The sequence below is a fragment of the Pseudomonas aegrilactucae genome (assembly GCF_019168305.1).
In the GTDB taxonomy this organism is placed as follows: Bacteria; Pseudomonadota; Gammaproteobacteria; order Pseudomonadales; family Pseudomonadaceae; genus Aquipseudomonas; species Aquipseudomonas aegrilactucae.
In genome coordinates this window covers 21280-35332 of record NZ_JAHTBI010000037.1, presented here as the reverse complement: position 1 = coordinate 35332, position 14053 = coordinate 21280, and the positions used below count along the sequence as shown (strand labels likewise).

Sequence of the window (14053 nt, the reverse complement as noted above, 5' to 3'; positions counted from 1 at the left end):
GCATGCAGGACGCGTTCAACGACCCGCTCTGGCGCCAGGTCGTCTCCGGCGCGCAGATGCTCTTCGTGGCATTTGGCGCACTGGTACTGATGCCGCTGATCACCGGCCTCGACCCCAACGTTGCGCTGTTCACTGCGGGCCTGGGAACTCTGCTGTTCCAGGTGGTTACCGGGCGTCAGGTGCCGGTGTTCCTGGCGTCGAGCTTCGCCTTCATCACCCCGATCATTCTCGCCAAGGGCCAGTTCGGCCTGGCCGAGACCATGGGCGGGGTGATGGCCGCCGGCTTCGTCTACACCTTCCTGGGCCTGGCGGTGAAGATCAAGGGCACCGGCTTCATCGACCGCCTGCTGCCGCCGGTGGTGATCGGCCCGGTGATCATCTCGATCGGCCTGGCGATGGCGCCGATTGCCGCCAACATGGCCATGGGCAAGGCCGGTGACGGTGCCGAGTTGCTACCGTACAGCACCGCCATGATGATCTCGATGCCGGCGCTGCTCACCACCCTGATCGTGGCCGTGTTCGGCAAGGGCATGTTCCGCCTGGTGCCGATCCTGGCCGGGGTACTGGTGGGCTTTGCCCTGTCGTTCTACTTTGGCGTGGTCGACACGGCCAAAATCGGCGCAGCGCCGTGGCTGGCCCTGCCGCACTTCACCGCGCCGGCGTTCAACTGGCAGGCAATCCTGTTCATCGTTCCAGTGGCCCTGGCGCCTGCGATCGAGCACATCGGCGGGGTGATCGCGGTGGGCAGCGTAACGGGGCGCGACTACCTGAAAAAACCCGGCCTGCACCGCACCTTGCTGGGTGACGGCATCGCCACCACCACCGCCGGCCTGTTTGGCGGGCCGCCCAACACGACCTATGCGGAAGTGACGGGCGCGGTGATGCTGACCAAGAACTACAACCCGAAGATCATGACCTGGGCGGCAATCTTCGCCATCAGCCTGGCCTTCGTGGGCAAGTTCGGCGCCTTGCTGCAGAGCATTCCGGTGCCGGTCATGGGCGGCATCCTGTGCCTGCTGTTCGGTTCGATTGCGGCCGTGGGGATGAACACCATGATCCGCCACAAGATCGACCTGAGCGAAGCACGCAATCTGGTGATCGTGTCGGTGACCCTGGTGTTCGGCATTGGTGGCGTGCTGGTCGGCACCGGTACCGGCCCGGACGACTGGGGCCTGAAGGGCATCGCGCTGTGCGCGGTGGTGGCGATCGGCTTGAACCTGCTGCTGCCGGGCAACGATGGCTGGAAGAACAAGGTACTGGACGACCATTTGCCTTGATCTGAAAAAGCTTCGCTGGCAAGCCAGCGCCCACAAGGATCACCGCAATCCTTGTGGGAGCTGGCTTGCCAGCGAAGAGGGCGGCACAGGCTGAACGCTAACCCGCCGCTTCACACAACTGCGCCAGCGCCTGCGCCCACTGCGGGTGATCATTCAGGCACGGCACCAGCACCAGTTCCTCCCCGCCCGCCTCGACAAACTGCTCGCGCCCGCGATCACCGATCTCTTCCAGCGTCTCGATGCAGTCAGCGACGAACGCCGGGCACATCACCAGCAGCTTCTTCACCCCCGCCTTGCCCAGCTCGTCCAGACGTGCCTCGGTATAGGGCTCGATCCACTTGGCCCGCCCCAACCGCGACTGGAACGAGACCGACCACTGGCCATCGGCCAGCCCCATTGTCTGCGCGAACAGCTGCGCGCTCCGCAGGCACTGGGCGCGGTAGCACACCGCAAGCACCTCGGGCGAGGCAGTGCTACAGCAGTCGGCATTGCGCAAACAATGCGAGCCGGTAGGGTCGAGCTTTTTCAGGTGCCGCTCGGGCAAGCCATGAAAACTCAGCAACAGATGATCGAAGCCCTGCTCCAGGTACGGCCTGGCGCTGGCCACCAGCGCATCGATATACACCGGCTGGTCATAGAACGGGCGCAGTACCGGCATCTGCAGGTCCAGCCTGTGCTCGGCCACCACCGCCTTGGCTTGCTCGATCACAGTGGTCACGGTGCTGTCGGCAAACTGCGGGTACAGCGGCGCCAGGGTGACCTTGCGCACGCCTTGGGCGGCCAGGCGCTGCAGCACGGTGGGCAGCGACGGCTCGCCGTAGCGCATGGCGATTTCCACCGGCCCGTGCTGCCAATGCTCGCGCACGGCCTGCTGCAGGCGCCGGGTCAGTACCACCAGCGGCGAGCCCTCCTCCCACCAGATCGAGGCATAGGCGTGCGCCGACTGCTCCGGACGCTTGATCAGGATCAGCGACACCAGCAGGCGCCGCACCGGCCAGGGCAGGTCGATCACATACGGGTCCATCAGAAACTGGTTGAGGTAACGACGCACATCGGCGACAGCGGTAGAAGCCGGCGAACCCAGGTTGACCAGCAGCAGAGCATGATCGGTCATGCAACATCCTTTTCAGAGGCGCGGGGACAACTCGTCCAGCGCCGATTGCACATCGTTGAAACGGAACGTGAAGCCCGCCGCCAGCAAACGCACCGGGCGCGCGCGCTGGCCACCCAGCAGCAGCACCGACAACTCGCCGAGCCCGGCACGCAACACCAGTGCCGGCAGCGGCATGAACGCGGGGCGGTGCAGCGTACGCCCCAGCCGACGGGCAAACTCGCGGTTGCGCACCGGCTCCGGCGCGCAGGCATTATAAGGACCGCTGGCGTCGCTGCGCTGCAACAGAAAATCAATCAGGGCGATTTCGTCCTGCAGGTGAATCCACGGCATCCACTGCCGACCGTCGCCAATCGGCCCGCCCAGCCCGAGTTTGAACGGCAGGCGCAGGCGCGACAAAAAGCCGCCCTCGCTGCTCAATACCAGGCCGGTGCGCAGCAACACCACGCGCATGCCAAGGGCTTCGCCCCCCAGGGCCGTTTCTTCCCAGGCAATGCACAGCTGGCTGGCGAAATCCTCCTTGACCGGTTGCGACAGCTCGGTCAGTTCACGCTCGCCGCCATCCCCGTACCACCCCACCGCAGAGCCTGAGATCAGCACCGCGGGCCTTTGCGCGCGGCCCTGCAACCAGGCGACCAGTTGCTCGGTGAGGGTAATGCGGCTGGCCCACAGCCGGGCACGCCGCACTGACGTCCAGGGACGGTCGGCAATCGGCGCTCCCGCCAGGTTGACCACGGCATCCAGCGGTTCATCACCCAGTTCATCCAGCCGGCCAATGCCGCGCACGCCGGCGCCACACACAGCACCCACCTGCTCCGGTCGCCGGCTCCAGACCGTCAGGCGATGCCCCTGGTCCAGCCAGTAGCGGCAGAGGTGTCGGCCGATCAATCCCGTACCACCGGTCAGCAATATATGCATGGCTGTGCCCTCACATGGCGCGCGCTGGTCTATTTTTAAGATCAAGGCACTTTTTTGACCGAACGCTCTCGGATAAACATAGGCCAACCTGTAGAAACGAGCGGATTCATCTTATACAGAATTAGGATATTGTACAGGTTAGCGCCGTCAGCGCAGGCACCCTCAAAAAAGGTTCGAAGAGGCCATCATGACTGTACCTATTGCGATCATCGGCGCCGGCATTGCCGGACTGTCCGCCGCCCAGGCCCTGCAAAAGGCCGGGCAGACCGTGCATCTGTTCGACAAGGGCCATGGCAGCGGTGGGCGCATGGCCAGCAAACGCAGCGACGCCGGTGCGCTGGACCTGGGCGCGCAATACTTCACGGCCCGCGACCGACGTTTCGTCGAGCAGGTCCAGGCGTGGCAGGCCAAGGGGTGGGTGGCCGAGTGGAAGCCCCAGCTGTACAACTACCGCGACGGCCAGTTGACCCCTTCGCCAGATGAACAGGTGCGCTGGGTCGGGGTGCCCCGCATGAGTGCGATCACCCGCGGCCTGCTCAAGGATGTCACGGTCAACTTCAGTTGCCGGATCGCCGAAGTGTTCCGCGGCAAACAGTACTGGCACCTGCAGGACACCGAAGGCTGCAGCCACGGGCCATACAGCCGGGTCATCATTGCCGTGCCCGCGCCCCAGGCCACGCAACTGCTGGTCGCTACCCCCAAACTGGCAGGCATGGCAGCCGGGGTACAGATGGAGCCCACCTGGGCCATTGCCCTGGGCTTCGAAACACCCCTGCAAACCCCCATGCAGGGCTGCTTCGTGCAGGACAGCGACCTCGACTGGCTGGCGCGTAACCGCAGCAAGCCTGGGCGCGACGAAAAGCTCGACACCTGGGTACTGCATGCCACCGCCAACTGGAGCAAACAGCACATCGACCTGTCCAAGGACGCGGTGATCGAACACCTGCTGGGCAATTTCGCCGAGCTGGTGGGCTGCGCCGTGCCGGCACCGAGCTTCACCCTGGCACACCGCTGGCTGTACGCGCGCCCCTGCGTAGGCCATGAGTGGGGCGCCCTGGCCGACGCCGACATGGGCCTGTATGCCTGCGGCGACTGGTGCATGTCCGGGCGCGTGGAAGGCGCCTGGCTCAGTGGCCAGGAAGCGGCACGTCGACTGCTCGAACACCTGGAGTGATCGCCTCAGATGACTGGAGTTATACAGAATATTTGACTTGTACAGCGTGTTATCTATGATGACCCAAGCTGTACATGATTTTATTTTTGTATAGATTTTAGTCGGGAGCCTTCCATGGCGACGCACAAACCGAAAATTGCCATCAGTGCCTGTCTCGCCGGCGAGGAAGTGCGCTACAACGGCGGTCACAAAGCATCACGACTGTGCACCGACGTGCTGGCCGACTATTTCGAATTCCTCAACATATGCCCCGAGGTCGCCATCGGCCTGGGTATCCCGCGCGCAGCCATCCGCCTGGTCGGAGACCCGACGCAGCCCCGGGCGGTGGGCAGCCGTGACAGCACGCTGGACGTCAGCGACGCCCTGGGGGCCTATGGCGAACAGATGGCCGGCCAGTTGCCGGATATCTGCGGCTATATCTTCATGCACAAGTCACCATCCTGCGGGCTTGAACGGGTCAAGGTGTATCAGGACAACGGTTATCCGGCCAGCGAGGGCGGACGCGGCCTGTATGCCGCGCGCTTCTGTGAACTGCGCCCGGACCTGCCGGTCGAGGAAGATGGTCGGCTGTGCGACCCGGTGCTGCGGGAAAACTTCATCACCCGCGTGTACGCCTACGCCGACTGGCAACAATTGCTGGCCAGCGGCCTGAGCCGGCACGGCCTGATCACCTTTCACGCCCGCTACAAATACCAGCTGATGGCACATAACCCCCAGCAGTACAAGGTGCTCGGCACGTTGCTGGGCAGCATGCAACGCGGTGATGACGCCACCCAGATCGGCCCTGACTATTTCAGCCGGCTCATGAAGGCGCTGGCCCGCTGCGCCAGCCGCGGCACCCACGGCAACGTGCTGATGCACCTGAGCGGCTACCTGCGTCGTGTACTCGACCCCCGAGACAAACAGGAGATCCGCACGCTGATCGAGCAGTATCAGGCTGGCGTGGTGCCGCTGGTGGTGCCCCTCACGCTGCTCAAGCATCACTTGCGCCACCACCCCGACCCCTACCTGATGCAACAGGTCTACCTGCAGCCGCATCCGGAAGGTCTGAGTCTGCGCAATGCCATCTGAACACGACCTGCTGCCAATCCGTGAAGTCACGCGCCTGACCGGGGTAAACCCGGTCACCCTGCGCGCCTGGGAGCGGCGCTATGGGCTGGTGGTGCCACACCGCACCAGCAAGGGACACCGCCTGTACAGCGCCGAGCACGTGCATTGCATTCGCCAGATCCTGCATTGGCTCAACCGCGGCATTGCCGTGAGCCAGGTCAAGCCACTGCTGCAAGCCGCCTCCGATGCCAGGCCACCAGACCAGAGCGATGACTGGCAAGTGCTGCGCACGCAGTTGATCGACAGCATTGCCGAGCTGGCCGAGCGCCGTCTCGATCAGCAGTTCAACCAGGCCATGGCGCTGTACCCGGTCTGCACCCTGTGCGAGCAGTTGATACTGCCTTTGCTCGAACAACTGGAAGTGCGCTGGCACGGGCACAACGCCGCGCGCATGGAGCAGGTGTTCTTCCATTCCTGGCTGCGCAGCAAGCTGGGCGTGCGGGTGTACCACAACAACCGTCAGCTCTCGGGGGCCCCGATTCTGCTGATCAACGCCAGCCCCCTGCCCTTCGACCCTCAGCTCTGGCTGTGCGCCTGGCTGGCCAGCGACGCCGGCTGCCCGGTCGAGGTATTCGACTGGCCCGTACCGCCGCGCGAGTTGGCATTGACGATTCAACGCCTGCGCCCCTGCATGCTGATGATGTGCCTGAACACCGTGGTCGACACGCGCGACCTGCTGCGCAACCTGAGTGTGATCGATGTTCCCACACTGCTGGTCGGCAGCGCCGTCACGCTGCATCAACAGGCCCTCCAGGACCAGTTGACCGGCCTTCATCCGGTGCGTTCGGCAGTTTCCCCGCTGGCGGTGCTCAAGCATCTGCCCAGCTGACCCCTGTTCGCCCGTCGATCCCTTCTTGAAATCAGGACTTGCCATGCAACTTATCTGGCTGCGTAACGATTTACGTATTCGCGACAACACAGCCCTGGCGGCCGCCTGCTCCCGCGGGCCTACCCTGGCCGTGTGGCTGGTCAGCCCCGGCCAGTGGCAGGCCCACGACGACGCACCGTGCAAGGTCGATTTCTGGCTGCGTAGCCTGGGCAGCCTGCGCCAGTCGCTCGCCGTGCTGAACATCCCCCTGTTGATCCGCGATGCCGATCAGTGGGCCGACGCCCCGAACACCTTGCTGAGCCTGTGCCAGCAGCATGGCGTGAGCGCCGTACACTTCAACGAAGAGTACGGCGTGCATGAGCAACGCCGCGACCAGGCGGTGCAGGCCCAACTGCAACAGGCCGGTATCGAGGTGCACAGCTACCTTGACCAACTGCTGTTCAAACCCGGCAGCATACTGACCCGCACAGGCACCTACTTTCAGGTGTTCAGCCAGTTTCGCAAGGTGTGCTACGAGCGCCTGCACCTGGGGTTGCCCGCCCAGGTCGCGGCCCCCGCGACACAGGCACCGCCGGGCATTGCCAGTGACGAGGTTGCAACTCGGGTAGCGGGGTTCGAACCGCCGCCTGACGCGTTGCGCGAGCTGTGGCCAGCGGGTGAGGACGAGGCCCACGCACGTCTGTCGCGCTTTCTCGACGACGCGGTGCAGGATTACCCGGTACAACGCGACCTTCCCGCTGTACCGGGTACCAGTCAACTGTCGACGTACCTCGCTGCCGGGGTCATTTCCCCGCGCCAATGCCTGCACGCAGCGCTGGCGGGAAACGTTGGCGAATTCGACAGCGGCAACCCCGGCACTGTGACCTGGATCAACGAGCTGCTCTGGCGCGAGTTCTACAAGCACATCATGGTTGGCTATCCACGTGTCTCCCGGCACCGCGCCTTTCGCGTCGAAACCGAGACACTGCCCTGGCGCAAAGCGCCCGAAGACCTGCTGGCGTGGCAACAGGGGCGCACCGGCATACCCATCGTGGATGGCGCAATGCGCCAGTTGCTGGCCACTGGCTGGATGCACAACCGCCTGCGCATGATCGTCGCGATGTTTCTGACCAAGAACCTGTTGATCGACTGGCGCGAAGGCGAGCGCTTCTTCATGCGCCATCTGATCGATGGCGATCTGGCCGCCAACAACGGTGGCTGGCAGTGGAGCGCGTCGACCGGCACCGACGCTGCACCGTACTTCCGTATTTTCAACCCCGTCAGCCAATCCCAGCGCTTCGACAGCAAAGGCACTTTTTTGCGTCATTGGCTACCTGAACGCGCCGAACTCGATGATAAATCCATCCATTTGCCCCATAACAGCGGTGAACTCTTTTCTTCGCTGGCTGATTACCCCTCGGCGATTGTAGACTTAGGTCGAAGTCGACTTCGTGCACTGGATGCTTTCAAGCACTTACCTAAACGCAACGATTAAAAAGGGTTCACCTTGGACACTGTTCGCCCTCGTCGCATATGGATTACCGGTGGGAGCGGCGGTCTTGGCACCGCCTTGGCCCAGGCCTTGCTGGAACAGGGCTGCGAGGTGGCCCTGGGCGTACGAAGGGCAGAAGATGCCAGCTCACTGCATGCCCGCTTTGGGCAACAACTGCTGGTGGTGGCGGGCAACCTTGCCAGCCCGCTCACGGCAAGACAGGTCTGCGCGAGGCTTTATGAGCACTGGCAGGCGCTCGACGGCCTGATCATCAATGCCGGCACGTGCGACTACCTTGACCTGCCCCTGAGCGAGGCGTTCATCGAGCAGATCCCGCGCACCAACCTGGCGGCCGCCACCCATTGCCTGGAGGCGGCAACGCCGTTGCTGCGCGCGGGCTGCGCGCCGCACGTGACAGGCATCCTCAACCGTTTTTCATCCCTGCAACTGCACGATCCCGAGCATCCTGCCCGCCCGGCCAACCACCTGGCACAGGTATTCGACGATGCCCGCCACGTGCTGCACGAGCAGGGCATTGCGCTGACCGTGGTGGCACCGCAAACCGCGCAGCACCCCCTCAGTGCCCCCTTGGCCACCCCTCAGCCATGGACCGCGCAGCAGGCCGCGCAGGCCATCCTGCAGCGGTTGGCGCAGCGCCCGCCAGTGCTGGTGCTGGAGGCACTTTCAGCCGATACCCTGTGGCCACTGCCCACCTGAAAAAAAGGCCCTGCGCTTGCGCGTCAGGGCCTTTTTCGTGAAACCTCGCCGTCAGAGCGGCATGCGGTAGTGCAGCGCGTAGCTCTCTACACCGTCGTTGGGTGTCTGCAGGCCAGCGTTGGAATAGTGGATGGCGCGAACACCCACCTCGTGTCCGCCAGCAAAGCGCAGGCCAAACCCGATACGGTCTTCGAACTGGAACGATGACCCCAGCTTGTTGCTTTCAAGTTCGGTACTGGAAAACGCGGCCACGCCGATACCGGCCTCGATGTAGGGTTTGACCGATTCGCCTGCAAACTCATAGACGAACACCGGTGCGAACGACAGGCTGTGGTTGCTCGCCGTCTTGTCGCCATCCCAGTACGTATAGGCGCCGTCCCAATAGCCGGTGATGCGACCTACGCTGGTCTGCCACCAACTGACATCCCAGTTCGATTGCAGCCCAAGGCGGTAGACCATGGTCGAGTCGCCGGTCTGGCCGACGGAGAAGGACGCGTCAGCCGCGCTGGCGGAGGTGAAGGATTGCCCCAGGGTAACGGCTGCAAGCACAGCCAAGCCAAGCAGTTTCTTCATGAGAAACATCCTTTTTCTTGATTCTCTGTTGTGGTTTTTTTGTCTCATCAGACACGTTAGTAGAAATCGACAGTGGCACGTTAGTTCAGCAAATACCGGTGTTTTTTCACACTTTTTTTACATTGCAAAGCTTCGCACACTGTCAGATTTAGTCCACAACACAGGCAGGATATTTCTCATATGTTCGGGGCTGGCACTGGTCCAGAACTGGGCAGCCCGCGCCGGCCCCGACGCCAGCAGCCCGCGTTCGCCCAACAGGCGTTGCAGCTGACGGGCCACAGCGGCGCCGGTGTCGATGATGGCCACCGCCGGTGACACCATCTGGGCCAACAACGGCTTGAGGAACGGGTAATGGGTGCAGCCAAGGATCAGCGTATCGCAGCCCGCCGCCAACAGCGGCTCGACATAGCTGCGCAGCAACTGGCGTAGCGCCGGGCTGTCGAGTTCGCCCGTCTCGATCAGTTCCACCAACCCTGGGCACGGCTGGGTGATGACCCGCACATCGCTGGCGAAACGGTCCAGCAGGGCGGCGAATTTCGCACTCTGCAGGGTACCGGTGGTGGCCAGCACCCCGACCACGCCACTGCGGGTGGCCGCCGCCGCCGGCTTGACCGCCGGCTCCATGCCCACCAGCGGCCAGTGCGGGTAGCGTTCGCGCAGGTCGGCCACCGCCGCGACCGTGGCGGTGTTGCACGCCAGCACCATGGCCTTGGCACCCTGTTGCTGGAAGAAATCGGCGACCTTGCGGCAACGCTGGCGGATGAATTCGGGCGACTTCTCGCCGTACGGGATATGCCCACAGTCCGCCACATAGAGCAGCGACTCGTTGGGCAGCAGATGGCTGATCTCGGCCAGTACCGACAAGCCGCCGACGCCCGAATCGAATACCCCGACCGGCGCCTCAGCCATGGTGATCGCCACACACGCTGCAGGCCGGATCGCGCTTGACCCGCAGCTCACGGAAGCGACTGCCCAGCGCATCCACCAACAACAAGCGGCCTACCAGCGGTTGGCCGAAACCGGCCAGCAGCTTCAACGCCTCCAGCGCCTGCAAGCTGCCGACCAGGCCCACCAGCGGGCCCAGTACGCCGGCCTCGCTGCAGCTCAGTTCGGCTTCGCTGCCATGCCCGTACAGGCAGTGGTAGCAAGGGCTGAACGGATCGCGCGGGTCGAACACCGACAACTGCCCTTCCAGGCGAATCGCCGCGCCGCTGACCAGTGGCTTGCCGGCCGCCACACAGGCGGCGTTCACGGCTTCGCGGGTGGCAAAGTTATCGCTGCAATCAAGCACCAGGTCGACTGCCGCCACCGCTGCAGCCAGGGAGTCTTCATCCAGCGCCTGGCGATGGGCGACCAGGGCCACCCGGGGGTTGAGCGCACCCAGGCGAGCCAGCGCCGAATCGACCTTGCCCCTACCCACCGAAGCGCTGTCATGCATGATCTGACGCTGCAGGTTGGTCAGCTCGACGCTGTCGAAATCGGCCAGATGCAGTTCACCCACCCCTGCCGCGGCCAGGTACAAGGCCACCGGCGAGCCGAGCCCGCCCAGGCCGACGATCAGCGCGCGACTCTGTTTGAGCCGCAATTGGCCGTCGATGTCCACCTGCGCCAGGAGGATCTGCCGGCTATAGCGCAACAGCTCCTCGTCGGTCAGCATGCCAGGCGCCCCAGGCTGATGCGCTCATGCCCGCCCAGATCGACACGGCTTTCGACCTGTTCGAAACCCTGCCTGGCCAGCAACTCGCGCACCGCCTGCGCCTGATCGTAACCATGTTCGAGCAGCAACCAGCCGCCCGGCAGCAGGTGCTGCGGGGCCTGGGCGATGATCAGGCGCAGGTCGTCAAGCCCGTCGCTGCCGGCCACCAGCGCGCTGCTGGGCTCGAAACGCACGTCACCGGCCACCAGGTGCGGGTCCTGCTCGGCGATGTAGGGCGGGTTGCTGACGATCAGGGCAAAGCGCTGTTCGGCCAGCGCGCTGAACCAGTGGCTGCTGAGCACCGTGACGTTGTCCAGTTGCAGGCGCTGGCGGTTGCGCTCGGCCAGGGCCACGGCCTCAAGCACGCGATCCACGGCCGTCACGTGCCAGGCGCCGCGCTCGCTGGCCAGCGCCAGGGCAATCGCGCCGCTGCCGGTGCCCAGGTCGAGTACCGGCACGGCGGTGATTGGCAGCAGCTGCAATGCGGCCTCCACCAGCAACTCGGTGTCGGGCCGCGGGATCAGCGTGTGCGGCGCCACTTCCAGGTCGAGCTTCCAGAAACCCTGCTGCCCCAGGATGTAGGCCACCGGTTCACCGGCGCTGCGCCGCTGCAGGTAGCTGGCGAAGGTCTGCGCGGCCTCGCTGCTGACAATCCGCTCGGGCCAGGTGTGCAGGTAGCTGCGCGACTTGCCGATGGCCGCAGCCAGCAGCAGTTCGATATCCAGGCGCGCCGTCGGCGAGTCCGGCAACTGCGCACCGCGCAGCAGGCTGGCAATAATCGTCATTTATTCACCCAGTGCAGCCAGTTGATCGGCCTGGTATTCGGTCAGCAACGGTTCGATCACAGCCTCCACCCCACCCGCCATGACTTCGTCCAGGCAGTACAGGGTGAGGTTGATGCGGTGATCGGTTACCCGCCCCTGCGGATAGTTGTAGGTACGGATGCGCTCGGAGCGGTCGCCCGAGCCCACCAGCAGCTTGCGCTCGCTGGCGATCGCGTTCTGCGCGGCGCTGGTCTGCATGTCGTTGAGCTTGGCCGACAGCCAGGACATCGCGCGGGCGCGGTTCTTGTGCTGCGAACGCTCTTCCTGGCACTCCACCACGATACCGGTGGGCAGGTGCGTGATGCGGATCGCCGAGTCGGTCTTGTTCACGTGCTGGCCACCGGCGCCGGAGGAGCGATAGGTGTCCACGCGAAGGTCGGCCGGGTTGATCTCGATGGCCACCTGCTCGTCGGGCTCGGGCAGTACTGCCACGGTGCATGCGGAGGTATGGATACGGCCCTGGGATTCGGTTTCCGGCACACGCTGCACACGGTGCGCGCCCGACTCGAACTTGAGCTTGCCGTACACGCTGTCGCCTTCGACGCGGGCGATGATTTCCTTGTAGCCGCCGTGCTCGCCCTCGTTCTCGGAGAGGATCTCCAACCGCCAGCCGCGACGCTCGGCGTAGCGCGAGTACATGCGAAACAGGTCGCCAGAGAAGATCGCCGCCTCGTCGCCACCGGTGCCGGCGCGGATTTCGAGGAACACGTTGCGCCCATCGTTCGGGTCCTTGGGCAGCAACATGCGTTGCAACTGGCCCTCGATCACAGCGAGCTGCTCCTTGGCCTCGCGTACCTCCTCGACGGCCATTTCGCGCAGGTCCGGGTCGCTGTCCTTGAGCAGCGCCTGGGCACCGTGCAGGTCGTCCTGCACCTTGCGCCACTGCGCATAGGTAGCCGCCACCGGCTCGACTTCGGCATATTCGCGCGAGTAGGCGCGAAAGCGGGTCTGATCGGAAATGACTTCGGCATCCCCCAGCAGGGCGGTCAGTTCCTCGAAACGGTCCTGGAGCGTGTCCAGTTTATTCAGCAGCGACGCTTTCATTGCGGGGTTTTATCCGTGGAGCCTTCATTGAGGGCAAAGAGTTCCTGGGCCATGGCCAGCGCATCGAGGCGGCCTTCGGCAGACAGCTTTTTCAGTTGCACGCTGGGCGCGTGCAGCAACTTGTTGGTCAGGCCGCGGGCCAGTTGCACCAGCACCTCTTCGGCATTGCTGCCATTGGCCAGCAGGCGCTGGGCCTTTTGCAGCTCTTCGTCGCGCAGGCGCTCGCTTTGCTGGCGGTAGGCCTTGAGCACGTCCACCGCGGCCAGCTCGCGCAGGCGCAGCATGAAGTCCTCGGCGCCGACGGTGACCAGTTCTTCGGCGGCCTGGGCCGCGCCCTGGCGGCTCTTGAGGTTTTCGGCGACCACATCGTGCAGGTCATCGACGGTATAGAGGTAGACGTCATCGAGCTCGCCGACCTGCGCCTCGATATCGCGCGGCACGGCAATGTCGACCATGAAGATCGGCTTGTGCCGGCGCAGCTTCAGGGCGCTTTCCACCGCGCCCTTGCCCAGGATCGGCAACTGGCTGGCGGTGGAGCTGATGACGATGTCGCTGTTGACCAGCTCCTGCGGGATGTCGGCCAGCAGCACCGCATGCGCACCGAACTGTTCGGCCAGGGTACTGGCACGCTCCAGCGTGCGGTTGGCCACCACGATCCGGCGTACGCCCTGCTCGTGCAGATGGCGCGCTACCAGGGTAATGGTCTCGCCGGCACCGATCAGCAGCGCCTGGCTGCGCCCCAGGTCGCTGAAGATCTGCTTGGCCAGGCTCACGGCGGCAAACGCCACCGACACCGGGTTTTCACCGATGGCGGTGTCGGTGCGCACCTGCTTGGCGGCACTGAAGGTGGCCTGGAACAGGCGCCCCAGCAGCGGGCCGATGGTGCCGGCCTCGCGCGCCACGGCGTAGGCAGACTTCATCTGGCCGAGGATCTGCGGCTCGCCGAGCACCAGCGAGTCGAGCCCGGAGGCCACCCGCATCATGTGCCGCACCGCCGCATCGTCCTCGTGCACGTAGGCACTGGCGCGCAGCTCTTCGAGGCTGAGCTTGTGATAATCGGCCAGCCAGCGCAGCACGCTGTCCGCCGCCAGGTGGTCCTGCTCGATGTACAGTTCGCTGCGATTGCAGGTCGAAAGGATCGCAGCCTCGCGGCTGGCGGTCAGTCGGCAGAGCTGCTGCAAGGCTTCGACCAGCTGCTCGGGCGTAAACGCCACGCGCTCGCGTACGTCTACCGAGGCAGTCTTATGGTTGATACCGAGGGCAAGAAAGGCCATTCAAGGTCGCTGATTGTGACGAGAAGCCGATAATT

Annotated in this window: 14 protein-coding genes; 6 read left to right on the top strand and 8 right to left on the bottom strand. The window is 64.4% G+C overall.

Annotated elements, in window-relative coordinates; genetic code table 11:
• Window positions 1-2 precede the first annotated feature (2 nt).
• Entirely contained in the window at window positions 3-1277 is a 1275-nt protein-coding gene (locus KUO17_RS10895; RefSeq protein WP_217975573.1) for a uracil-xanthine permease family protein, read from the top strand.
• Between the two features lie 97 nt (window positions 1278-1374).
• On the opposite strand, the gene hemH is transcribed toward KUO17_RS10895, so the two are convergent.
• Complete coding sequence (gene hemH / locus KUO17_RS10890) at window positions 1375-2391, bottom strand: ferrochelatase (RefSeq protein WP_217975572.1); 1017 nt, start codon at window positions 2389-2391, stop codon at window positions 1375-1377.
• A 12-nt stretch (window positions 2392-2403) separates the two neighbouring features.
• Entirely contained in the window at window positions 2404-3306 is a 903-nt protein-coding gene (locus tag KUO17_RS10885) for a TIGR01777 family oxidoreductase (RefSeq protein ID WP_217975571.1), read from the bottom strand.
• A gap of 187 nt (window positions 3307-3493) precedes the next feature.
• Here KUO17_RS10885 and KUO17_RS10880 point away from each other — a divergent pair, with 187 nt between their 5' ends.
• The 5 genes from KUO17_RS10880 to KUO17_RS10860 all read left to right on the top strand — a co-directional run bounded on the left by KUO17_RS10880 (window position 3494) and on the right by KUO17_RS10860 (window position 8607).
• Complete coding sequence (locus tag KUO17_RS10880; RefSeq protein ID WP_217975570.1) at window positions 3494-4480, top strand: NAD(P)/FAD-dependent oxidoreductase; 987 nt, start codon at window positions 3494-3496, stop codon at window positions 4478-4480.
• Between the two features lie 114 nt (window positions 4481-4594).
• Window positions 4595-5551 carry a YbgA family protein gene (locus KUO17_RS10875; RefSeq protein ID WP_217975569.1) on the top strand — a complete coding sequence of 319 codons (957 nt, stop codon included), beginning with the start codon at window positions 4595-4597 and terminating at the stop codon, window positions 5549-5551.
• A complete protein-coding gene (locus KUO17_RS10870; protein ID WP_217975568.1) occupies window positions 5541-6419 on the top strand; it encodes a MerR family transcriptional regulator in 879 nt (292 codons plus the stop codon). Before KUO17_RS10875 ends, KUO17_RS10870 begins: the two co-directional genes overlap by 11 nt.
• 43 nt (window positions 6420-6462) lie before the next feature.
• Window positions 6463-7893 (top strand): deoxyribodipyrimidine photo-lyase, encoded by a 1431-nt coding sequence (phrB, locus tag KUO17_RS10865; RefSeq protein WP_217975567.1) that lies wholly within the window; start codon window positions 6463-6465, stop codon window positions 7891-7893.
• 12 nt (window positions 7894-7905) lie between these two features.
• The gene (locus KUO17_RS10860) at window positions 7906-8607 is read left to right on the top strand and encodes an SDR family NAD(P)-dependent oxidoreductase (protein WP_217975566.1); all 702 of its coding nucleotides are present in this window, start codon (window positions 7906-7908) and stop codon (window positions 8605-8607) included.
• 51 nt (window positions 8608-8658) lie between these two features.
• Here KUO17_RS10860 and KUO17_RS10855 read toward each other — a convergent pair whose 3' ends face one another.
• From KUO17_RS10855 to hemA, 6 genes are all read right to left on the bottom strand, one after another.
• The gene (locus tag KUO17_RS10855; protein WP_217975565.1) at window positions 8659-9180 is read right to left on the bottom strand and encodes an acyloxyacyl hydrolase; all 522 of its coding nucleotides are present in this window, start codon (window positions 9178-9180) and stop codon (window positions 8659-8661) included.
• A 117-nt stretch (window positions 9181-9297) separates the two neighbouring features.
• Complete coding sequence (gene murI / locus KUO17_RS10850) at window positions 9298-10089, bottom strand: glutamate racemase (protein ID WP_217975564.1); 792 nt, start codon at window positions 10087-10089, stop codon at window positions 9298-9300.
• Window positions 10082-10837, bottom strand: coding sequence for a molybdopterin-synthase adenylyltransferase MoeB (locus tag KUO17_RS10845; RefSeq protein ID WP_217975563.1), 756 nt, complete (start codon window positions 10835-10837; stop codon window positions 10082-10084). The genes murI and KUO17_RS10845 overlap by 8 nt, the downstream gene beginning before the upstream one ends.
• Entirely contained in the window at window positions 10831-11661 is an 831-nt protein-coding gene (prmC, locus tag KUO17_RS10840) for a peptide chain release factor N(5)-glutamine methyltransferase (protein WP_217975562.1), read from the bottom strand. The genes KUO17_RS10845 and prmC overlap by 7 nt, the downstream gene beginning before the upstream one ends.
• Entirely contained in the window at window positions 11662-12744 is a 1083-nt protein-coding gene (gene prfA / locus KUO17_RS10835; RefSeq protein WP_217975561.1) for a peptide chain release factor 1, read from the bottom strand. It abuts the gene before it with no gap.
• Window positions 12741-14018 carry a glutamyl-tRNA reductase gene (hemA, locus tag KUO17_RS10830; RefSeq protein ID WP_217975560.1) on the bottom strand — a complete coding sequence of 426 codons (1278 nt, stop codon included), beginning with the start codon at window positions 14016-14018 and terminating at the stop codon, window positions 12741-12743. Before hemA ends, prfA begins: the two co-directional genes overlap by 4 nt.
• Window positions 14019-14053: the final 35 nt, after the last annotated feature.